The sequence below is a fragment of the Saltatorellus ferox genome, assembly GCA_007751475.1.
Taxonomy (GTDB): Bacteria; Planctomycetota; UBA1135; order UBA1135.
Map to the genome: position 1 here is coordinate 1544477 of CP036434.1, position 21022 is coordinate 1565498.

At 67.8% G+C, this 21022-nt stretch carries 15 protein-coding genes; 10 read left to right on the forward strand and 5 right to left on the reverse strand.

What is annotated here, in order from left to right; genetic code table 11:
* Nucleotides 1–6 precede the first annotated feature (6 nt).
* Nucleotides 7–735, reverse strand: a complete 729-nt coding sequence (locus tag Poly30_RS05660) for a hypothetical protein (protein WP_145195155.1) — start codon at nucleotides 733–735, stop codon at nucleotides 7–9.
* A gap of 174 nt (nucleotides 736–909) precedes the next feature.
* Between Poly30_RS05660 and Poly30_RS05665 the strand changes: the two genes are divergently transcribed.
* The 3 genes from Poly30_RS05665 (at nucleotide 910) to Poly30_RS05675 (ending at nucleotide 6312) form a co-directional block, all read left to right on the forward strand.
* Nucleotides 910–2769 carry a hypothetical protein gene (locus Poly30_RS05665; RefSeq protein WP_145195157.1) on the forward strand — a complete coding sequence of 620 codons (1860 nt, stop codon included), beginning with the start codon at nucleotides 910–912 and terminating at the stop codon, nucleotides 2767–2769.
* A gap of 117 nt (nucleotides 2770–2886) precedes the next feature.
* Nucleotides 2887–4797, forward strand: a complete 1911-nt coding sequence (locus tag Poly30_RS05670; protein ID WP_145195159.1) for an ABC transporter ATP-binding protein — start codon at nucleotides 2887–2889, stop codon at nucleotides 4795–4797.
* Nucleotides 4798–5016: 219 nt separating this feature from the next.
* Complete coding sequence (locus Poly30_RS05675) at nucleotides 5017–6312, forward strand: hypothetical protein (RefSeq protein ID WP_145195161.1); 1296 nt, start codon at nucleotides 5017–5019, stop codon at nucleotides 6310–6312.
* A gap of 76 nt (nucleotides 6313–6388) precedes the next feature.
* Here the strand turns inward: Poly30_RS05675 and Poly30_RS05680 are convergent, their stop codons facing one another.
* A complete protein-coding gene (locus Poly30_RS05680; protein WP_419191004.1) occupies nucleotides 6389–7690 on the reverse strand; it encodes a S41 family peptidase in 1302 nt (433 codons plus the stop codon).
* A 117-nt stretch (nucleotides 7691–7807) separates the two neighbouring features.
* On the opposite strand from Poly30_RS05680, the gene Poly30_RS05685 reads away from it, so the two are divergent.
* From Poly30_RS05685 to Poly30_RS05700, 4 genes are all read left to right on the forward strand, one after another.
* Nucleotides 7808–9157, forward strand: a complete 1350-nt coding sequence (locus Poly30_RS05685; RefSeq protein WP_145195165.1) for a DUF2254 domain-containing protein — start codon at nucleotides 7808–7810, stop codon at nucleotides 9155–9157.
* Nucleotides 9154–10116 carry an esterase/lipase family protein gene (locus Poly30_RS05690; protein ID WP_145195167.1) on the forward strand — a complete coding sequence of 321 codons (963 nt, stop codon included), beginning with the start codon at nucleotides 9154–9156 and terminating at the stop codon, nucleotides 10114–10116. The genes Poly30_RS05685 and Poly30_RS05690 overlap by 4 nt, the downstream gene beginning before the upstream one ends.
* A gap of 224 nt (nucleotides 10117–10340) precedes the next feature.
* Nucleotides 10341–10544 carry a hypothetical protein gene (locus Poly30_RS05695; RefSeq protein ID WP_145195169.1) on the forward strand — a complete coding sequence of 68 codons (204 nt, stop codon included), beginning with the start codon at nucleotides 10341–10343 and terminating at the stop codon, nucleotides 10542–10544.
* A 195-nt stretch (nucleotides 10545–10739) separates the two neighbouring features.
* Nucleotides 10740–15341 (forward strand): sigma 54-interacting transcriptional regulator, encoded by a 4602-nt coding sequence (locus Poly30_RS05700; RefSeq protein WP_145195171.1) that lies wholly within the window; start codon nucleotides 10740–10742, stop codon nucleotides 15339–15341.
* A 43-nt stretch (nucleotides 15342–15384) separates the two neighbouring features.
* Here the strand turns inward: Poly30_RS05700 and Poly30_RS05705 are convergent, their stop codons facing one another.
* The 3 genes from Poly30_RS05705 to ispD all read right to left on the reverse strand — a co-directional run bounded on the left by Poly30_RS05705 (nucleotide 15385) and on the right by ispD (nucleotide 18560).
* The gene (locus Poly30_RS05705; RefSeq protein WP_145195174.1) at nucleotides 15385–17157 is read right to left on the reverse strand and encodes a hypothetical protein; all 1773 of its coding nucleotides are present in this window, start codon (nucleotides 17155–17157) and stop codon (nucleotides 15385–15387) included.
* Nucleotides 17158–17330: 173 nt separating this feature from the next.
* Complete coding sequence (ispF, locus tag Poly30_RS05710; RefSeq protein ID WP_145195176.1) at nucleotides 17331–17810, reverse strand: 2-C-methyl-D-erythritol 2,4-cyclodiphosphate synthase; 480 nt, start codon at nucleotides 17808–17810, stop codon at nucleotides 17331–17333.
* A 3-nt stretch (nucleotides 17811–17813) separates the two neighbouring features.
* Nucleotides 17814–18560, reverse strand: a complete 747-nt coding sequence (gene ispD / locus Poly30_RS05715; RefSeq protein WP_419191006.1) for a 2-C-methyl-D-erythritol 4-phosphate cytidylyltransferase — start codon at nucleotides 18558–18560, stop codon at nucleotides 17814–17816.
* Between the two features lie 110 nt (nucleotides 18561–18670).
* On the opposite strand from ispD, the gene ruvC reads away from it, so the two are divergent.
* The 3 genes from ruvC (at nucleotide 18671) to Poly30_RS05730 (ending at nucleotide 21016) form a co-directional block, all read left to right on the forward strand.
* Nucleotides 18671–19213, forward strand: a complete 543-nt coding sequence (gene ruvC, locus Poly30_RS05720) for a crossover junction endodeoxyribonuclease RuvC (RefSeq protein WP_145195179.1) — start codon at nucleotides 18671–18673, stop codon at nucleotides 19211–19213.
* Nucleotides 19214–19388: 175 nt separating this feature from the next.
* Complete coding sequence (locus Poly30_RS05725; protein WP_145195181.1) at nucleotides 19389–20408, forward strand: nucleotide-binding protein; 1020 nt, start codon at nucleotides 19389–19391, stop codon at nucleotides 20406–20408.
* Between the two features lie 170 nt (nucleotides 20409–20578).
* On the forward strand, nucleotides 20579–21016 hold the full coding sequence (locus Poly30_RS05730) for a hypothetical protein (RefSeq protein WP_145195183.1): 438 nt from the start codon (nucleotides 20579–20581) through the stop codon (nucleotides 21014–21016).
* Nucleotides 21017–21022 lie beyond the last annotated feature (6 nt).

Consider the following 21022-nt stretch of genomic DNA (forward strand, 5'->3'; position numbering starts at 1 on the left):
GCGGAGCTATCCTGCGTCCTTGGGGTCGTTTCCTGCATGGGGGTCGTTTCCCGAAGGTTCGCGGCGGTCGAAGTGGCCCAGGAAGGGAAGGACCTTCTCCACGAGGAAGTCGTAGGTGCGGAGGACGTTGGATTCGACCGTCGCGAGGTCCTGGGTGGGGATCGGGCCGAAGGACCCCTGCACCTCTATATAGAGGGAGCGAGCGTCCTGGTTGTAAGACTCGATGCGGAGACCGAACGCGTTCGACTCGTTGGGATCCGGGCCGAATCCCAATCTGAGACCGACGAGCTGGGCGGAGCGGCCCAGGCGGTCCATCTCCTCGCCGAAGCCGAAGACGCGCTCCCGCAGGAAGGTCCGCGTATCGGTGGCGGTCTTCGGGTTCACGAGGCTGCGGAGGACGATCTGCTGGCCTGCGTACACGGGAATGCTCCGGAGGGCGGTCGAGCGCTCGGCGATCTCCCGGACCTGGGCCGCGAAGGTCTCATGCGTCAGGCTGCCACGCTCCTCCCGGAACTGAAGCCGGTCGGCCAGGAAGGCCACCTGCGAAACGCCGCCCGGTGTCGCTACCGGGTTCGAGAGAACCGGCCCCATGGGGCCGATCTGGAAGCCCGCGTAGGCGGGCTGACCGCCCTCGAACATCTCGTTGTGGAGCCGCTGGATCGGCCTCGGATCCGGCGGGACGGGCGGATGGAGGAGCTCGCAGAGGAGCGCGATCGTGCGGGTCGGGTAGGTCATCTGGGCACCAAGGTAGCCGTTCAGGGGCCCTGGAGGCCCCGGGGAGAGGCGGGCGGGGCCGATTTCTTGTCCCGGCGCCCACAAAACTCGCTTCCGCGGCCACTTTCCTCTCTCACATGACCGACACGTGCGTAGAGACCGCTCATCAGCGTTCTCGATTCCACTCCCACTCTCATGAAGAAAAGCCTCCTTCTAGCGTTGCCCGCGCTGCTAGCGACCCACGCTCTCGCGGCACCCGCTGTTATCGCTCCCCTCGCCCTCCTGCCGACCCCCCTGGCGGCCGCTGCTGTATCCCTGGGCTTCGCGAACGGCTCCCCGGCTACCGCGCAGGAGTCCGAATTCGGCGAGCCCGTGACGGTCAACGGCGTCCGGATCTCGGATATGGCCATCAAGCGCTTCCTGGTCTACGGCCCGGGCCGCAACGCGCTCGACGCCCGTAAGCTCCAGATCCTGATGGACCACGAGCGAGAGCTTCGGAAGTCCGGGGTCCGCGAGGAGGTTGCCGCCGAGATGGGGGCCGCCAGCGACGCCGAGATCGAAGCCGAGGTCGAGAAGCGCATGGAGAGGTTCAACTTCGATCCGGCCGCGCTGGAGCGCAGGCTGACGAGGGAGCGGGAGGGCTTCCAGGAGCGCTACCCGACGCTCGACCACGAGGTCGAACTCAAGCGTGCCTACGGATCCGGCGACTGGTACCGCGACCAGGTCCGCCAGACGATGGAGTTCGACGAACTCTTCTTCCCGGATCACCCCGACACTTGGCCCGAGCTTTCGGTCGAGGCCATTCACGCGAACTCGCCCCAGGTCGACCTGATCGAGGACTACGGCAAGTACTACGAGCAGCGCCTCGCGATCGCCCAGGAGACAGGCAACCCGATCGAGCCCGAGCAGGAGATGATGATGTCTCTTCTCCGGGACTTCGTGATGGGAGCGCTCTGGACGCTCGCGGACGTCAAGACCAGCACCCAGGGGATCCCCGAGAACCTCGCGATGGTCATCGACGGCGGTGACTGGCGGGCGGAGATCGAGACCCAGGACGTCTACGACGAGATGAAGGCCAGCTTCACCGTTGCGGACATCGAGAACGCCAAGCGGACCCTCGCGCTGATGGAAGCCGCCAAGCAGAAGCTCGCGGCGGCCGAGATGCTGATGCCAGAAGAGGATTTCAAGGCGATGGTGTCCGACATGCGCACCCAGATGGAGGGCGGCATGTTCAACATGGACTTCATGGCTCTCCAGGGCCACGGGTTCCCGTCGGCCGAGGCCTACGAGGACCACCTGCGCCTCGTGGAGTCCTACAAGAAGATGGTCGCCGACAAGCTGGTGATCGGCGATGACGGCACGCTGAGCCCCGAGCTCCAGGCCCACATGCCGATCGCGAACGGCATCATGGGGCTGGCCAAGGCCCACGCGGACATCCTGCTCGTCTCGGCGTTCGACTTCCCGAACTACAAGTGGAAGGAAGACGGCTGGCAGAAGGCCTACGAGCGTGCGACGGGACTCCGCAGCCAGATCGACGAGTACCTCGGCAAGATCAGCGCCGATGAAGCGGCCCGCGCCGAGGCTTCGGCCAAGGGTGAGAACTACGCACCGCAGGAAGAGATCCTGCCCTTCGGTCGCTGGTGGTCGGACTTCCTGCGAGGGAACAGCGACTACTGGGACCCGCCGCTGCCCGTTTCCGGCAAGGCGCCGCCCGCGATCGGTCTCAAGAACTTCGGCGCGTTCCAGGACGCCCCGATGACCCGCAACGACATGAAGCGCGCCATCGGTGAGTCGGAGTACGAGCACTTCCTGTGGAACGATTCGATCGTGGACAAGATCTTCTTCGAGATGGAGCCCGGCACGGTCGGCGGTCCCTACCTCGGCCCGAAGGGCTACTACATCGTCTACCTCAAGAGCCGCTCGGCCCCGACGAACCCGCTGAACATCCGCACCGACGAGCGTCACCGCTCGATGCTCCAGGAGGACTGGATGCGGAAGAGCTTCCAGCGCTACGCGCACGAGGCCCTCGCCGAAGCTGACACGACGGGCATCTGATCCGTCGCAGGGACCGCTGAAGAAGCGCGCTGGAGTCAAGGCTCCGGCGCGCTTCTTTTTTTGTTTGGAACGTGGGTGGTACGGTTCCCCGGCAGGGTGCCTAGGCTTTGCGGTCCCATGAAACGCCTTGGCGATCTCTATCGGCTGCTGCGCCCGCACGCGGCGCCCTACGTCCTGACCCTCTTGATGGTCGTGCTCCTCGGCACCGTCAGCGCGCTGCTCCAGAAGAGTGCCTTCGGCCTCCTCGACCCGACCTGGAAGGTTCTCTTCCCGAACGAGGAGAAGGTGATGCCCGAGACGCCTGACGTCGAGGTTCCGGGCTTCTTCGATCCGGTCATGGAGACGATCGATGAGTGGAAGACCGATCTCGATCGGAAGATCATCGGCGATCCAGAGACGCTGGCCGAGAGCGTGCCCCAGCGCAAGGGCGCTCTCTGGCGCATCGGAATCATCGTGGGCGTCATGGCGATCCTCGCTGCCATCACCCAGTACGTGATGGGGGTTCTATCGAGCTTCGTCGGCCTGCGGATGATGGTCTCGCTGCGCATGCAGCTCGCGCGCCACCTCATGGGGCTGTCGATGCGCTACCACTCGACGCGCCGATTCGGCGATCTTCTTTCGAGGATCAGCAGCGATGTCGGTCAGACGACCCAGGTGGTTCAGCTGATCCTGAAGGATCTGGTTCAGGAGCCCCTGCTCTTCATCGTGTCGATGGGCCTCGCGTTCTTCTATGCGCCGACGCTGACCCTCTTCGTACTGCTGGGGCTCCCGCTCTTCATCGTGCCGATCGCGATCCTGCTGAAGAAGGTCCGGCGCACCAGCCACAAGAGCGCGACGCAGCTCGGGTCCACGTTCCAGGTTCTCACCCAGATGTTCCAGGGCGTGCGGACGGTCAAGGCCTACCGCGCAGAGGAGCGCGAGCTGGCGCGCTTTCAGGTGACGAACGATCACTTCGTGGATGCGACCATGGGCATGGTCAAGGCGTCGGAGCTATCCCGCGCCTGGACCGTCTTCATCACGAACTTCGGCATCGCCGCCGTGGTCGTCATGGCGGGCTACCTGGTGCTCGACTACGGCCTCGATGCCGGTGGTGGCGGCATCCTGGCGTTCTTCCTGATGATCAGCCAGGCGTCGTCGCACCTCAAGCGGATCACGCGGGTGACGGCCCAGATCAGTGAAGCCCAGGGGCCCGCCAGGCGCCTCCTGGAACTGATGGCGGAGACCTCGGACGTGAGCCAGAAGGAGGGAGCGGTTCAGCTGACCTCCATCGGCTCGGGCATCCGCTTCGAGGACGTCGTCTTCGAGTACCCAGAGGACGAGGACGGCGGGGGACATGAGGGGCCGCGCTTTGCGTTGCGCGGCATCGACCTGCACGTCCAGCCCGGCGAGACGCTCGCCCTCGTCGGCCCCAGCGGCTCCGGCAAGAGCACGCTCGTCGACCTCGTCGCGCGCTTCGTCGACCCCACGGAGGGGCGCGTCACCATCGACGGGCACGATCTTCGCGACGTGTCCTTCGACAGCCTCTGCGAGCGCTACGCGCTCGTGACGCAGGCGCCGTTCCTCTTCCACGCGACCATCGCCGAGAACATTCGCTACGGCAAACCGGCGGCGACCCAGGCCGAGGTCGAGGCCGCCGCGCGCGCCGCCAACATCCACGACTTCATCGTCGGGCTGGCCGATGGCTACGACACGGACGTCAAGGACGCGGGCACGCGCCTCTCGGGAGGGCAGCGCCAGCGCATCACGATCGCGCGCGCCCTCCTCCGGGACCCGGAGCTGCTGCTGCTGGACGAGGCGACCAGCGCCCTGGACACGGAGAGCGAAGTGATCGTCCAGGAAGCGCTGGAGGAGATGATGGTGGGGCGGACGACGATCGTGATCGCCCACCGACTTTCGACGATCCGGAACGCGGATCGGATCGCGGTGCTCGACCAGGGTCAGGTCGTCGAGCTGGGGACCCACGCCGAACTCCTGGAGAAGGAAGGGGTCTACGCGCGCCTCTGCGCGGCGCAGGCCGTTGACCGATAGGCGTCGGGCCTGTGGCTCGGCGTTCGCGGCGACGAGAAGGGAGGGGAGGAGAACGGAGAAGGGACGGGGCAGGGCGCGGGAGCAGCGCGAGGCAGCATCCTGAGGCATTCGCGGGGGACCGGGGAGCTTCCTGGCCCCGCAGACGGCCCGGCAGGTCTACACTCCGATCCTCTCCACAGGCCGCGAGGCGGCACTCTGGTGTCCTTTCCCACTCTCCCCATGACCATCAAGCTCACCCGGCGCGGCGCTGCTGTCGCCTTCGCTCTTCTCACCAGCACGGCCTCCTTCGCGCAGAACGACGAATGCGCCCAGGCCATCGCTCTCTCCGCTGGCTCCCTCGCCCTCGATACGACGACGGCCACCGTCAGCGCAACGCCCTGGCCCTGCGCTGGCAGCGGTGGACCCGACATCTGGTACTCGTACCTCGCCACCTCGAACAGCACGATCACCGTCAGCACCTGCGGCAGCACCTTCGACACGGCTCTCGAGGTCTTCGATGGCACCTGCGCCGTCCTGAACTCGATCGCTTGCAACGACGACTCGTGCGGTCTCCAGAGCTCCATCCAGTTCGGCGCCGCATCCGGGTCGACCTACCTGATCCGCGTCGGTGGCTACAACGGCGCGAACGGCTTCGGAACGATCAGCCTCGACGACGGCCGTCCTCAGCTCAACCCCGCGAACGGCCACTACTACGCCCGCGTGGCGTCGGCCGGCATCTCCTGGGACCAGTCGCGTGCGGATGCAGCGGCCATGACACACATGGGCCTCACCGGCCATCTCGCGACCCTGACCAGCCAGCAAGAGAACGACTTCGTCTTCGCGCTGGGCGGCGTGAACAACCTGTGGATCGGCGGCTTCCAGAACACCGCTTCGGCGTCCTACGCCGAGCCCGCTGGCGGCTGGGAGTGGATCACGGGTGAGCCGTTCGTCTACGCGAACTGGCTGCCGGGCGAGCCGAACAACTCGGGCGCCTTCGGAGCCGAGGACTACCTCGAACTCCTCCAGAGCGCTGGCTTCGGTGACACCTGGAACGACGCCGCCCAGATGGAGCACCCGGCCGGCTTCCTCGTCGAGTTCGACTCGGACTCGCTGGGTACGAACTACTGCATGGCCAACGTCAACTCGACGGGTGCGATCGGTCGCATGTCCGCCTCGGGTTCCCTGACCGCGTCGAACAACGACGTGACGCTGACCGCCTCGGAGATCCCGCGGCTCTCGTTCGGCTTCTTCATCACCAGCACGGTCGAGGGCTTCGTGATGAACCCCGGCGGAAGCTCGGGCAACCTCTGCCTCCTCGGCGCGATTGGCCGCTACGTGGGCCCCGGTCAGATTCAGAACTCGGGTGTCGCAGGAGAAATCAATCTGCCGATCAACCTCGCGCAGACCCCGACCCCGACCGGATTCGTGTCCGTGCTGGCTGGCGACACCCGGAGCTTCCAGCTCTGGCACCGCGACTCGTCCGGCGGAACGCCGACGTCAAACTTCACGGATGGCCTGCGCTTGACGTTCAACTGAGCCCGGGCTCGAGCCAGCGCTTGCGCTCGAGGCGGCGGCGGGGGAGGCGGTCCCTCGCCGCCGCTCTCGTTGTCGCCTACTTGATCAGATTCGGGTAGAGATCGTTCGCGAGGGACGCGACGGCGGCAGACAGAGCGCTTCGTTCTCGGCTCGCGAGGTCGGTGGCCACCTCGCGGATGTCGCGCTCATCGAGCAATCGATGGCGATGGGCTTCCCGCAGTGCGTCGATCAGGACGCGCACGGCCTGCTTTCCGTCCTTGGCACCTTCCGCCTCGGCGAGTCGTGCTTCCAGCTGAACCCAGCGCGCTTCGATCGCTGTGTGATAGTCTTTGGCGGCGGTCCGCGCCATTTCGAGGGCCATGCTCAGGGCACTCGACGCCGGCGCCTCGAAGTGCGGCTTCACGCCAATACCCTCCCAGTTCGTCCCCGTGATCGGATTGATCGCCCGCCCGATGGGAATGAAGATCTCCAGGGTCGAGTCGATCGGGAACAGGTCGCCTGGATTCGCGCCGCCCCGCGTCGTTTCTCCCACGAGCGTGCCTCGCTTCTGGGTTCGCAGGTTGTAGCTGAATTCCTCCGCGGCCGAGAACGTCTCGGGCCCGGTGAGTACGAACACGGGAACCTCCACCAGCTTCGGTCCTGGCACGTCCGGAAGGGTCCAGTAGTCCTCGGTCCGGTCTCCCTCGCGGTAGTAGAAGCTGTTCAGGTGGGTGGGCTCCTCGAAGAGGAAAGAGGAGAGGAAGTGGACCATCCCGGGGTGCCCGCCGCCGTTCTTCCGGAGGTCGAAGATCAGGGCGTCCGAGTTCGCGAGGAAGCCCATGGCGGCCGTCGCCGTGGCCATGGCATCGGAGGGAGCCGCGAAGTAGCGCAGGTCCACGTAGCCCACGTTGCCCTCGAGGCGCTCCACGCGCTCGAACCCGAAGTTCTGCTGGCGGCCTGCCTCACGCCGCGTGAATCGCTCGCGAGCCGGGAGCGCCGGGTGCCTGGAAGGCGTGGCCTCCACCGGGCGACGCAGGCGCACGAGCAAGTGCTGGTCGTTGCCCACCTCCTGGAGGATTTCCGTCAAGCGCGCTGCAAGTGCTTCCCTGTCCGCCATCCCCTGAAACGCGCCCTCGAGCGTCAGGGCTCGAAGGTGCTTCGCGCATTTCGTCGCCGTCTCCGGAAAGACGTACTTCTCCTCGAGGAGCGTGCACACGCGATCGATCACGGCGGCCCGTCGATCCGCCGTGAGAGTCTCGGACTGCGCCGCCGCCGTTCCCGCACATCCAACGAGACAGAGTGCCGGGGCGAGGACGGAGCCCAGCAAGGAGCCGAATGGGGAGCCGAACAGGGAGCCAGAGGTCAGGCAAAGGACCGTGCTCTGAAGAAGGTGGCGCATGGCAGAAGGAGGTCGACGGAAGTCGTGAGTCGGGGCTGACCGAGACCCCGTCATGGTAGAACACTGGCTTCACTCCCGGCTTACTCCGACTTTAGTCCCTGTCGCTCTCCTCCTCCGATGAATCGTCTGAAGGACCTCGGTCTGCAAACCATCAACAGTCTGTGGTTCTTTCCGGCGGTCCTCACGGTGCTACTGGCCACGCTCGCGATCGGATCCGTCGCCTTCGACCTCTGGCTCGACGGCCGCGATGGCTTCTCGGGCTCCGACTCCTTGCCGTGGGTCTTCAGCTCGTCTCCCGAGGGAGCGAGGTCGATGCTCGGCACCATCGCAGGGGCGCTCATCACGGCCGCAGGCGTGACCTTCTCCGGCGTGCTCGTGGCCCTCTCCATCGCATCGAGCCAGTACACGTCTCGCATCCTGTCGTCGTTCGTCGCAGACCGGCTCAATCAGTTCACGGTCGGACTCATCGTCGGCGCCTTCGTCTATTGCCTGGTGGTGATGCGAACCATCGGCGTGGAGGGGGAGTCGTTCGTCCCGGAGATCGCGGTCTCGCTCGCCATCCTGCTCGGCGCCGGCGCGGTCTGCATGCTCGTTCTCTTCGTTCACAGCGTGGCGCGCGCGATTCAGGCGAGCGAGATCCTTCAGAGGATCACGACGGACACGATCCACTCTTTGAATGCGGTGCTGCCCGAGGAGACAGAGGCGGCTGGCGCCTACCCTGTCTTCGAACCCGAAGCGGTGGCGAAGCCCTTCGACGACGCCTCCTGGCAGACGGTCAAGTCGAAGAAGTCCGGCTACCTTCGGACCGTGGACTTCGGTCACCTGCTGCGCATCGCCACCCGATTCGACGTCATCGTGCGCATGGAGCGATCCATTGGATCGTTCGTGCACGACGACACGCCCATGCTGTCGTTCCTCTCCGCTGGGAACCTCTCCGAAGACGAGCAGGCGGATCTCGCCCGCGAACTGCGGGGGACCCACACGGTCGGGAGCTTCCGCACGGTGGGGCAGGATCCGGCCTTCGGAATCCGCCAGATCGTCGATATCGCTCTTCGCGCTCTGTCGCCAGGGGTCAACGACACGACCACCGCCGTCATGGCCATCGAGCGGATCACGGAGGTCCTTCTCTGCGCGTCGCGGCGTCCGCAGCCAAGCCTCTATCGCTATGCGGACGGCCAGCTTCGGCTCTGTATCCTTCGCCACGATCTCGGGTCGATCACGGCGCTCGGCTACGATCAGATCTACGAGAGCGCGCGGGGCAATCAGGCCGCGATCCTCGCGCTGATTCGGGGCTGGGTGGAACTCGCGCGCGTGCACTCGAACGGCCCGATGGCGGAGCACCTCGACGGTCTGCTTCGAAGGGTGCACCGGGACACGGAGAACGAGCGCGGTCTGCTCGATGGGGATTGGCCTGTCGTCCTGGCGGAGTCGGATCGGCTCCGTGCGCTTCTGGGACAAGCGGGATGATCGAACTCCCGCCGACGATCCTCGATCGGCGCGAGGAGTTTGCGCGCCGGTTTCGGGCCCTGAGCCACGGTGCGCTCCTTTCGCCAAGCGCGTCCGGGCCCCTGCGCGCCGTCGAGATACCGGGGCCGGACGATTTCGTGCGGTCGTCGGAGGTCGCGTCCCCGGAGCGGGCCGCGACGCAGCCGGCCACGCGGCACACGACGCTCATCGTTCCCGGCCTCCTCGGGGATTCGTTCCGTTCCCTGGTGGCGCCGTTCCTCTGCGCGCGAGAGTGGCTGAACGAGGAGGGCTACGACGTTCGCGTGGTCTGGCTCAACGGTCGCCGGGGCGCGGCCTTCAACGGAGATCTCCTCCGGCGAAGAGTGCGCGAGGTCTCGGAGGAGGTCGGCGGGCCCTTGAACCTCATCGGCTACTCCAAGGGCGCCGCCGACGCCGTGTACATGCTCGGGAAGTACGGCGATTGCGACGGAGCCGTGCGTTCGCTGATCTCCCTCGCGGGCGTGGTGCAAGGGACGCCGCTGGCCGAGAGCACATCACGTCTGGCGAAGCTGGCGCTGCGCTACCTGCCGCTCCCCGGACTCGGTTTCGGGGACGGGCTGGCGCTCCGCGATCTCTCCCGAGAGCACCTGGCAAGCTGGTGGGCTGGCCGCGCGCTGCCGCATTCCATTCGTTACGCGTCGGTGCTCGCCGTGCCCGAGCCGGAGCGAGTTTCGCGGGTGCTCCAGCCAGGTTGGAGACGGCTGTCGGAGGTCGATCCGCGCAACGATTCCCAGGTGCTGGCGCCCGATTCGCTGCTGCCAGGCTCCGAGCTGCTCGCGATCATCAACGCGGACCACTGGGCAGCGGCGCTGCCCATCCAGGAGCGCATGCCGTGGGTCGCGAAGCACTTCGTCACCCGCAACGACTTCCCGCGGCATGCGCTACTCCGATCGATGATCGACCACGTGAGCGATCTGTAGCCTTCGGATCGACGTGTGAACTGGCAGGCGAAGCGATCCCCGTGGGAGCGCCCGACGGCTGCGCCCTGCGGATTATTAAGATTCGTGCCTTACCGGGACTTCCGTGATTTGAAGATCAAGGGTTTGCAAAGATCGGCCTATAGTTAGATCAAGAGACGCGCGTCAGGTCTGGTGCGCACCTTGTCCTCTCGATCGTCCCCCGCGTCCGCACGCCCAGACCCGCCATGAAGTTCCTCCTCAACAACGCGCTCGAAATCGCTGGCATCGCCCTCCTCGCCGGATTCTGCGTGCAGTGGACGTTCATGGGAGTCGAGACGCCTGCGGAGGGCTTCGCCGAGATGAAGCGCGCTGCGCTCGTGGTCGATGCCAGCGGCCCCGCGCCAGCACCGGTCTGGCTCAGCGGCTCGCGCGTGGCTCTCGCTGACTGATCCCGCTGACTGGTTTATCGGGGCAGACAGGCTGGTGAACCTCGCTCGGCTCGCCGAGCGGCTTCAGAACCTTGGTGTCACGGAAGAATGGCGTCCCGCCCCGGGGCGCTTTCTTCGTCTCTGGGCGCTCGGTGGCGTTCCTTGACGGGTCCGTGATGGGGGAGTGTCCACGGATTGTATACCCTGGGTGACCAAATGGTGGACACTCGGCATCTCTCGACGGAAGCGGATCAGCTCGGGCTCCAGAGCGACGCCGTGGAGGCGCTGGGCGAGGGAGCCTTCGGGCCGGTACTTCGCCTCCGGCGGGCCGGCGGCGACCTCGTTCTGCGCTGGCTGGACCGGGCGGAGAGCCTGCTCCCGCTCGTGGGCATCCTCGGCCGTTCGAGGCATGCCGCGCTCGTGCTCCCGTCGCGCATGGGGCTCGACCTCCGCGGCCGGGCATGGGTCGCGCGTCCGTACTGCGAGGGGGCCACGCTGGAGGAGCATCGCCCGCCCGCGGAGGACCCTCGATGGCCCGATCTCGTCCGGCAGTGGCTCGAGGCCCTGGATGCCCTCCATGCGGGCGACTGGCTTCAACGGGATGTGAAGGCCTCGAACCTGCTCGTGGGTCCGGAGGGCGCGAAGCTGTTCGATCTCGACCTCGCCGCCGAGGTCACCAGCGGAGGGGGCTTCGGCTCGTCCGCGGGGACGCGCCGCTGGCTCGCCCCCGAGGTTCTCGCCGGGGAGCCCGCCGAGGCGCGCTCGGACCTCTTCGCCCTCGGCGTCGCCGTGGCCCGCGCGCTGCTCGGGAACGGTTCGGAGCACTTCACCGAGACCTTCCCGAGCCGCGACTTCTGGACCGCGAGCCGCCTGGATCCGACGGCCTTGCCGGTGTCGCTACGCGGCCTCGTTCAGGCGCTCGTCGAGCGTGATCCGGCCGCGCGGCCAGCGTCCGCGATGGCCGCTATCGCCCTGCTCCCGGGCGGCCAGCCCGTGGACGGTACGCTCGCGCCGCCGCCGCTGCTCGGTCGTGCCGAGGCCCTGATGGAGCGCGCACGCGTCAGCTCCGGTCGCGGAGAGAGCTTCGTATTGATCACGGAAGATCCGAGCGATCAGGAGGACGTGCTCCCCGTGCTCGGAGCCGCGGCGGCGCTCGAAGGGCGCTCTTTCGCACTGATCGAGCATGCCTCCGAGGAGCGCGACCTGTTGCTCGCGGGAAGCACCAGCGTCGAGCCCGAGGTGCGCGGCCTCTTCGTTCGGCTGGAGGGGAGCGCGGACGGCGCGATCCTGGCCGAGGCGCTCGTCGAGGCGTCTGCCGGGAGGACCGGTCCGGTCATCGCCGTCGTGACCCGCGAGCAAGCGCGCGCCGTGGAGCTGGCCCTTGGATCGGAGGGGGTCGACGGCGTGGTGTGGCATTCCCTCGAAGGGGTGCCGCTCGAGGGCCTGACGGGGCACCTGGCGAGCCAGGCGGCGCTTTCGGCCCACGGAGTCATCGAGGCCCTTGCGCTGGACCTCCACGCGCGCTCGGGGGGCCGGCAGTCGGTCCTGGAGGCAGCCCTCGCTCGAGCCGTGCCACTCGGCGTCGCACAGCACTTGACCGATGGCTGGGTGCTTCAGCGCGATCGCTGGCCAGAAGATCTTCCCGCGGATCTGCCTCTGGATCCTACTCCTGGGCCCATCGACCGCCGAGCCCCGGCCAGGGCGCAGGAGCCCGAGGCCGTTCCTTTCGAAAGCGTGGAGGCGCTGCGTCGCGAGGGGCGCCTGGCGGCCGCTCGATCCCACGCGGACCGCTTCGAGCAAGCGCACGCGCCGCTCGCCAGCGAGATGGCGGTCCGGCTCGGCCTGCTGCGCGCGCGGCTGGAGCTGGCGGAAGGGGCGTTCGAAGCGGCCGCCCTTCGACTGTCGACGCTCGAGGCCAGTACCGGCGATGCCCCCGAAGGCGCGCTCCACGGCGTCCGCCTGCTGCGGGCCGACGCCGCGCAGCGCCTCGGCGATCACGCTCTGGCGCTCACCATCTACTCGGACCTCGAAGCCCATGCCGTCGACGCCGACGTTCTTCTCGGTGCGCGAGTCGGCGCTGCGCATCTCGACCTGCTGTCCGGCGCGTTCGAGACCGTCCTGGAGAAACTTCAGGGCGAGGCCTCGGTCGAGGCGAGCGCCGAGGTCCGGGGCGCCATGCACAACCTGCGCGGCGGAGCGCTCGTGCGGCTCGGGCGCGGCGACGACGCCCGGGCCGAGTTCGACGATGCGCTCGCGCTCGGCCTCGCGTCCGGGGATCCCGGCCTCGCTGCGCGCGCGCTCCTGAATCGCGCCGTGGTCGATCGCGGCCTGGGGCGATTCGCGGAGGCCGAAGCGAGCCTGGAGGAGGCGGACGCTCTGGTCAGGCCCACCGATCTGCTCGGCGTTCGCGCGCTCGTCACGCACAACCTCGGAACGCTGCTCCGGGACCGCGGCGATCTTCGGCGTGCACGCCTTTCCCTGGAGCGCGCGCTTCGTCTTCGGCGTCGAGCGGGCGATGAGTACGGCATCGCGACCACGTTCGGAAGCCTGGCCCTGCTGGACCTCGAGCAGGGCGTCCTCGGCCGAGCCTCCGTCCACCTGGCCGAGGCCGAGGCGCTCCTCGCGGCGGGCGGGCACGGGGCGGAGCGCGCGGTGATCGAAGTTCACCGGGAGATGGTGGCCGCCGCCCTCGGCGATGCGTCTTCGGGCGGCGCCGAGAACGACGCCGAGGACGACGCGCCGGTCCGGTCCTTGGCGGAGGCGCGTCTCAGGGCGCTCCGTGCCCATGCGCACGGGACCCATTCGGCCGGTTCCCGTTCGTTTGGGGGTGCGAAGCTCGCCCGTGAAGCCCTGGGCGCCGCGCTCTCCGACGCGACGGTATCGGGTGGGGTGGCAGAGCGATTCCGATGCGTGAGCCTCGCCCACGCCCTGGAGCCCCGAGGGCCTCGTCGAGAAGAGCTGGCCGAGGAACTCCGGGAGCTGGCGACGGTGCTCGGACCCGCACGGGTTCGCGAGGCTCGCTTCCGAACGGCCGACGCGCCCGCCTTGGGCGAGCTGTCGGAGTTCTGCGAGGGCTTCGAGCGCGAGGGCCGCATCGACCTCGAGTGGGGGGCGTCCCGCGTCCTGGCAGCGACGGCGCGCGGGCCCGAAGTCGCGAGCGTCCGCCGACGTGCTGCGCGGCGGGCGGAACAGCTCGGGGTCCAGATCGGCGAGTCGATTCCCGACGGTCTGCGCGACGCCGCCATGGGCCGGATCCTGGAGTGGACGGGCAGGTCCGCTGCGGCAGCGGAGCCGCCGCGCGCGGTGCAGCTCGACGTCGAGTGGTTCTCCTCGGTGAATCGCGAACTCGCCGCGAGCGAGAACCTCGACGAACTCCTCGCGATGGTGCTGGATCAGGCTCTCGAATGCACGGGAGCGCGCCGAGGCCTCATGCTCCTGCGCCAGCCGGACGGACTCGAGGTCCTGAGCACTCGGCAGCTCGGAGCCCACGCTGCCAGCGACGGCGACCTTCAGCTCTCCAGCTCGCTCGTGCGCAGCGCGATGGAAACGGGGCACGTGATCCTGACCCAGGACATCGCGTCGGACCCTCGGTTCCGCGAAGCGGCGAGCGTCCAGTCGCTGGAGCTTCGCGCGATTCTCTGCGTGCCGATCATGGGCGCGAGCGGCGCGTTCGGAGCGCTCTACGTGGACGACGACCGGCCGCAGTCGCTCTTCGACGAGACCGATTCGCGCGCGCTCACGGTGCTCGCGGAACAGGCCGGCGCCGTCGCTCGCCAGCTCATCGCTCTGAAGGAGATCCGGGCGCTCAACGCGCGTCTCGAAGAGCGCGTCGCGTCCCAGAAGGAGGAACTCGTGGCCGTTCGGACGCAGCTGCGACGTTCAGGGAGTTCGCCGGCGATCGGTGGCCTCGTGGGGGAGTCGCCTGCGATCCATGCGCTTCGCGATCAGATCCGGCGCCTGGCGAAGACCGACCTGCCGGTGCTGATCACGGGACCCTCGGGCTCCGGCAAGGAACTCGTCGCGCGGGCGCTCCACTCGCTCGGCCCGAGGGACTCCGGCCCGCTGGTCATCGAGAACATGGCGGCGTTCTCCGAGTCGCTGATGGAGAGCGAGCTGTTCGGGCACGCGCGCGGGGCCTTCACGGGGGCGAACGGCGCGCGCGTCGGGCTGTTCGAGGAAGCGGACGGTGGGACGCTGTTCCTGGACGAAATCGCCGATCTCCAGGCGTCGCTCCAGGCGAAGCTCCTGCGCGTGCTCGAGTCCGGCGAGTTTCGGCGCGTGGGGGAAAGCTCGGTGCGCCATGCCAACGTGCGCCTGGTCGCGGCGACCAACGCGGACATGTCCAGCCGGGTGGCCGCCGGCCAGTTCAGGCAGGACCTCTACTACCGCCTCAACGCGGCCGAAGTCCGCCTGCCTTCTCTCCGCGAGCGCAGCGAGGACATACCTCACCTCGTGGACTACTTTCTGACGCTCCTACGCGAAGCGTATTCGGTCGAGAAGCCAATGTCGGCGCGGGTGCTCAGGGCGCTGACCGAACGGGCCTGGCCGGGTGAGGTTCGCGAGCTGCGGAACGAGGTCGAGCGACTCTTCCTTCTTTCCGGCGATACGATCGACGATCCCGAGATCGTTCGCGATCCGATGGAGGCCCCGGCGGGCGCAGAAACGGCGCCCGCGTCCTACACGCTCGCGGACGCCGAACGCCGCGCCATCATGCGCGCCTTGGAAGCCGCCTCGGGCAACCGAGCCGAGGCCGCGCGACTCCTGGAGGTCAGTCGCGCAGGCTTCTACAACAAGCTGCGCCGATTCGATCTCGAGTGACCATTCTTTCGGGGCAGATCGCCCCTGACGGCGGAAGCAGCGATCAGTAAGGAAGGAAGAACCCCCGCCGTGCGGGAACCGAAAGCGAACGCGCGGCGCCAGGGGCAGCCACTTTGAACCAGCCGCTCCGTCCGTTGGGCCGTCTGGCACCGAGGAGCAGCTGCCCCACGTGATCGAAGGTCAGCGGGCTGCCGATCTCGAGCGTCTGTCCCACCGTCATGGGCAAGATCGGCAGGAGCTCGCCGGAGAGGAGATCGATCCACAGCGCCACGGGCTCACCCTCGACGCTCAGGCGGACGCAGGCGTTCGTGCCACTGAAGGCCACCTGCTCGACGCGCGTCGATGGGTGCCAGTTGCCCAGGTCGATCGTCTGCGGCCCGTTCCCATCGTGGGCGGGGATCAGGCTCAAATGGACGATGTCCGTCGATCCTTGCTCGCGCTCCGTGTACACGAGGATCGCCGTTCCCGCGGTGTAGTACTCGAAGTCGTCGTGGTGCACGAGCATGTCCACCGAGCCGTAGCTGCCCTGTCCGGGGAAGGCGTTGATCGCGAAGGTCGAGATGAACTCGGGGCCCTCGAGCGGTTCCTGCTCGACGAAGAACCGCTCGCCCAGGGGATCGAGGAAGGTGGCTTCCAGCGCCATCTGTCCGGGCAGGGCGAACGGCGGGGTGAAGCTGCCGCTCGTGCCGGATACGTTGCGGCTCTGCAGTCCACAGGAAGGGTCCACGGAAACGGCGTACATGTCGGCGGCACCCATTTGCTCTGCGCCCGTGATGCCGCTGATGACTCGGTCGCCTGCGAAGAAGCACAGGCGGTTGGAGATGCCGAAGGCCAGCACGCCGATGTTGTCGAGGTACGCCGGGTACTCGGGCAGGGTCGTAACGTGCTGAACGGGGCCGCCGTTGAGGCACGTGATGTAGAGCTCCTCGGAAGCGCCTTCCGTCCGCCACGCGGCGTGCGATCCATCCGGGGAGATGGCCGTGAAGGGGCCGAGGTCGTGGCCGAGGCCGGGGAGCGGTAGGGCTTCCGGGAGGGGCGTCAGAATCTCGAGATCGCCGCCCGCGTGCACGGCGATCAAGCGGCGCGAGTTCTCGTCGTGCTCCAGCGTCACGAGCACGGTCGGGCTCTCCGAGGCGAGCACGAGTTCCTGGGTGAGCTCCTCGTTCGGACCGAACGGGAGCGGAACGGAGACGGCCCTGTCCGCGCCGGTGGCTCCAGCGGGGCAGCGGTAGAGGCGATCGCCTGAGATGAAGTAGCCCGTGTGGGCGTTGAGCCGCAACGAGCGCGATGAGATCGAGAGCGATCCGAGGTGCTCCGTGAGGCAGGTCGCTTCCCTCTCGCCCGTGAGGTCGACGCACCAGACCGCGCGACCGGCAGAGACGATCGCGGCCTCGCCGTCGGGAGCGACGGAAACGCGGGATGCGATGCCGCCGTTGGCAGCGGGCGTGCGCAGCAGCGTTCTCAGCGATCCTTGACGCGTGATCTGCAAGAGCACCTCGTCAAGCCCTTCCGAAACGCGCCAGAGGGACCCGCCGCCCGGAAGAAGGACATGGTCGGGCAGGTCCGCCGTCTGCCCCGGTCGGGGCAGGTTCAGGCGTAGCCGATCCTTGCGTGCGAAGCCCGTCAGCGTGCAGTCCAGCAACTCGACGTTCTGGAGAAGGGTCTGTCCTCCCTGGAGCTGAACGAGGTCCATCGCGCCCGAGTTCTGCGTGTCGGTCCCGCGCTCCCGAACGATCACCTGCGCGGACGCAGACGGAAGGAAGGCAGCCGTGGAGAAGAGGATCGACGCGATCGCGGTGGGGAGGAATGGGCGCATGGGATAGGGGGGTCAGGGTGAAGCTCCACCCTAGCACCTGCCCATCGTTCGCGGCGCTCGCGAGACCCCCAGGGCATGAGATGCGACTCATGGCGGGCCATTTCCCTCGGTTATTGCAAGAGTGTCATCCCGGCGTGGCAGATCTGGAAACTGGCGACGTTTCGCTCGTTGTTTCAGCGATGCTGAAGCAGACAGACCGCCTGCACGGAAACCGCACGCCCGTCGGCCATCTCCGTCAGGCCCTCGAGCGTCTTGCCCTTCACGTTCACGGCGTCCACGTCGACGCCAAGAAGCCTGGCGATGCTCGCGCGCATCTCCGCGCGATGGGGTTTGATCTTCGGACCTTCCGTGGAGATCACGACGTCTGCGTTGACGACGTGCCAGCCCTTCTTCGCCGCGAGCGAAACGGCTTCCACGAGCAGAGCCTTGCTATCCGCGTCCTTCCAGAGCGGGTCATCGTTCGGAAAGAGCGTGCCGATATCGTCGAGGCCTGCCGCGCCCGTCACGGCGTCGATCAAGGCGTGCAGGACCGCATCGCCATCGGAGTGGCCCATGGGCCCGGTGGGATGGGGTAGCTCGATGCCACCGAGGATGCAGGGACGGCCTTCTTCGAGTCGGTGGATGTCCGTGCCGAGGCCAACGCGAAGTGTCATCGTTCAGGATCCTTGGGGTTTCGAAGCCAGGGAACTGGAGACGCGCGCAGCGAGCGCCTCGCCCAGCTCCAGGTCGTCCGGGGTCGTCAGCTTGATGTTCCACGCGCTTCCTTCGACGAGCTTCGTCGGTCCGTGGTAGTGCTCGTGGAGCGCGGCGTCGTCGGTGGCGCGGAAGCGGTCGTGCTCGGATCGCATCAGCACGTCGAGGAAGCGAGCGGCCCGCATGCCCTGGGGCGTCTGGGCGGCCCAGAAGCGATCGCGGTCGACCGTTTCCTCGGACTGGAAGCCGTTGTGCGAAAGCTTGAGCGTGTCGCGAACGCGCGTCGCCAGGAGCGCGGCGCCGTGCTCGTAGGAAGCGCGCGCGACGGCCTCGACGTGGACCGGATCGACGAAGCAGCGCGCCGCGTCATGGACGAGGATGACGTCGGCGCGGGGCGAGACCGCGCGCACGCCAAAGCGCACCGAATCGGTGCGCTCTTCGCCACCGTCGACGATGGCGGTGAGGAACCTCGCATGGAGCCCGAGCGCTGCCTCGACGGCGTCGCGGTCCTCGGGTCGCGTGACGACGACGAGTTCCTCGACGGAGGGGGCGGCGAGGAGAGCGGCGGCGGAGCGCTCGATCACGGTGCGGCCGCCAACGGTCAGAAGCGCCTTGGATCCATCGGAGCGCATGCGGCGGGAGGCGCCGGCGGCGAGGAGGACGGCAGCAGCGCGGAGGGGCGGGCCCTCGTTCTTTTCACGGAGTTCCATGTTGTGGGCGAAACGATACTCGATCGTGATCCACCAAAACCGAGCAGCAGCCATTCGATCGGAGGCGTGCGATGGTTTAGCGTGAGCGCTCTAGGCCACGCACGCATTCCATGTCCGCCCACGATCTACCCCAGGTTCCCGACAACGTCGAGTGGCCGATCATCCTCGGGATCGATCCGGGGACCCTCGTCGTGGGCTACGGGGCGATCGTGCTCCGACCGGAGGGGCCAGCGCTCCTGGCGGCTGGGGCCCTGCGGGCGAGCCGATCCGGGGACGTGCCGACGCGCCTGGGGTTCATCCGCCAGGAAATCGACATGGTGCTGAAGCGCCTGCGGCCCACGGTCGTGGTCGTGGAGCACGCCTACACCGCGATCAACGTTCAGTCGGCCCTCCGGGTGGGTGAGGGGCGTGGCGTGGCGCTGTCCGCAGCCGCATGCCACGGGGCGAAAGTCGTGCAGTACCAGGCCTCCCAGGCCAAAAAAACGCTGGTGGGCGTCGGCTCGGCGGACAAGGAGCGTGTGGCCAAGATGGTGGCGATGCAGCTGGGGCTGGAGGCCGCGCCGGAGCCCCTGGATGCCTCGGACGCGCTCGCTCTGGCTCTCACTTACTTCCACCGCCAGCGCCTCGAGAAACAACTCGGGGCCAGGCCCTGAGCCACCTTCCCGGATGGTGGTGGGGAAATTCCCGAAAGAAAGGGGTGGAGATCGACCCCTTTCAAACCGCTGACTACTTGGGAACGACGCGGCCCCCCCGCCTGCCCGGCGTCGGAATCCTTCCAAGAACGCCTAACCCCTGCAACCCCAGCGCTCCGAGGCGGAGTGCCGACCCATGACCCGGTGGGATCAAGCGCGTCAGCTCTTCGGACTGGGCCGACGCCAGCGCGGACCGGTCCGGTCTGAAGCATGCGAAAGCGTAGGGGGACCCGTATCCGCAGCTCCAGCGGGCCACGCCGTTCGTCCGGGGGCCTCTCCGGCCCCCAGGACCGCGAAGTCCGTTTGCATCGCGAGCGGTAAGGGAGGAACCGGGAAGTCCTCGATCAGCGCTTCTCTCGCTGCACTGTTCGTGCGGCGCGGCCCGACGCTTCTCCTGGACGGCGACCTCGGCTGCGCCAACGCACACATCCTCCAGGACGCCCAGCCCCGCCAGAGCTTTGCCAACGTCATCGCGGGAGAGGTCGGCGTGGCGGACATCGTCACGCCCTGCAAGAACGGCGTCGACCTGCTCGCGGGCGGCTCGGGGCTCGCCAGGCTGGCGGGTCTCAAGACCTTCGAGCTGGAAATGATCGGTCGCGGGCTCGACGCACTCGAGCCCCACTACGAACACCTGGTCGTCGATTCGGCCGCAGGACTCTCGCGCCAGACGGTGGCCTTTGCGGTCGCCTGCGACGCGACCGTGATCGTCACGACGCCCGACGTGACCGCCATGACGGACGCTTACGCGTTCCTCAAGGTGTTCGTGCGCCAGTGCGAAGTCCAGGGGATCGAGCGCCCGATGCCGTTCTTGGTGGTGAACCGCGCCTCCTCCCACGAGGAGGCGGCGAGCGTCGCGCGGCGCCTCGAGGAAGTGGTCTTCAAGTTCCTTGGCCGCAAGATCGAGCTGATCGGTGAGCTGCCCGAGGATCGCGCCGTCTTCCGGGCGAGCCAGCGGCGCAGGACGGTCGTCGAGGACGAGCCTGAGGCCGAGGTGAGCCGCGCGCTGCAGACGCTTTCGAACGGCATCCTGAGCCGGCTCTCGCGGGTTCGGGCGACCAGCCGCGCTGGCCTGGGCGGCGATCGATCGGCCGGGTCGTCCATGGGACAGAGTGTGGGCCAGCGCCTGGCCAATGGCGCGACCCGTGAGAAGCGCTGAGCTTCGAGCCGGCGCGGATCCCCGGCGCAGATGTACACGGCGCGGATGTACACGGCGAGGATAGACCCGGCGCATCTTTGGTTTTCGAACGATCTGCCTCTCCGGGCCGCAACCCCTGTCGGGTGGCAGAGGTCTCCCTGGTGATGGGAGCGGCAGGACAATTCAGGGGAGTGGATCGGGTCATCGTTCTGGCGCTGCTCGCCGGGGGCTGGTGGGCTCTCTTCCTGGGCGAGCTGGTGGACGGCGCGCGGCACCGGCGCGCCCTGGATGGGCTGAGTGCCCCCGACTGGGACATCCGTGCGACGGCATTCTCGCCGGCGGAAAGGAGCCTGTTCGAGGGCCTCGCGCCCGGGCTGCCACCTGAGCCCTACCCCAGAGCTCTGCGCCAGGCCCGCGGCATCGGGCGCAAGCGGGCGCTGGATCTGGCCCGTTATTACCAGCGGGCGGGGCCACGCGCTCCGGCCGATGCCCTGCACGGGATCGGGTCGACCACGGCCCGGGCGGCCGCCGAGGCGGTTTCGAAGCTGCTCGCCGAATGGGCGGAAGGCCAGGCGACCGGACTGTCCCCGATGGGATTGCGCGCACCGACGATGCAACCTCCTGAATGATCCCGT

What these genes read in the sequence shown, in the direction of transcription:
- Poly30_RS05660 (WP_145195155.1), bottom strand. Translation starts at nt 735, where the DNA reads ATGACCTACCCGACCCGCACGATCGCGCTCCTCTGCGAGCTCCTCCAT.
- Poly30_RS05665 (WP_145195157.1), top strand. Translation starts at nt 910, where the DNA reads ATGAAGAAAAGCCTCCTTCTAGCGTTGCCCGCGCTGCTAGCGACCCAC.
- Poly30_RS05670 (WP_145195159.1), top strand. Translation starts at nt 2,887, where the DNA reads ATGAAACGCCTTGGCGATCTCTATCGGCTGCTGCGCCCGCACGCGGCG.
- Poly30_RS05675 (WP_145195161.1), top strand. Translation starts at nt 5,017, where the DNA reads ATGACCATCAAGCTCACCCGGCGCGGCGCTGCTGTCGCCTTCGCTCTT.
- Poly30_RS05680 (WP_419191004.1), bottom strand. Translation starts at nt 7,690, where the DNA reads ATGCGCCACCTTCTTCAGAGCACGGTCCTTTGCCTGACCTCTGGCTCC.
- Poly30_RS05685 (WP_145195165.1), top strand. Translation starts at nt 7,808, where the DNA reads ATGAATCGTCTGAAGGACCTCGGTCTGCAAACCATCAACAGTCTGTGG.
- Poly30_RS05690 (WP_145195167.1), top strand. Translation starts at nt 9,154, where the DNA reads ATGATCGAACTCCCGCCGACGATCCTCGATCGGCGCGAGGAGTTTGCG.
- Poly30_RS05695 (WP_145195169.1), top strand. Translation starts at nt 10,341, where the DNA reads ATGAAGTTCCTCCTCAACAACGCGCTCGAAATCGCTGGCATCGCCCTC.
- Poly30_RS05700 (WP_145195171.1), top strand. Translation starts at nt 10,740, where the DNA reads ATGGTGGACACTCGGCATCTCTCGACGGAAGCGGATCAGCTCGGGCTC.
- Poly30_RS05705 (WP_145195174.1), bottom strand. Translation starts at nt 17,157, where the DNA reads ATGCGCCCATTCCTCCCCACCGCGATCGCGTCGATCCTCTTCTCCACG.
- ispF (WP_145195176.1), bottom strand. Translation starts at nt 17,810, where the DNA reads ATGACACTTCGCGTTGGCCTCGGCACGGACATCCACCGACTCGAAGAA.
- ispD (WP_419191006.1), bottom strand. Translation starts at nt 18,560, where the DNA reads ATGGAACTCCGTGAAAAGAACGAGGGCCCGCCCCTCCGCGCTGCTGCC.
- ruvC (WP_145195179.1), top strand. Translation starts at nt 18,671, where the DNA reads ATGTCCGCCCACGATCTACCCCAGGTTCCCGACAACGTCGAGTGGCCG.
- Poly30_RS05725 (WP_145195181.1), top strand. Translation starts at nt 19,389, where the DNA reads ATGACCCGGTGGGATCAAGCGCGTCAGCTCTTCGGACTGGGCCGACGC.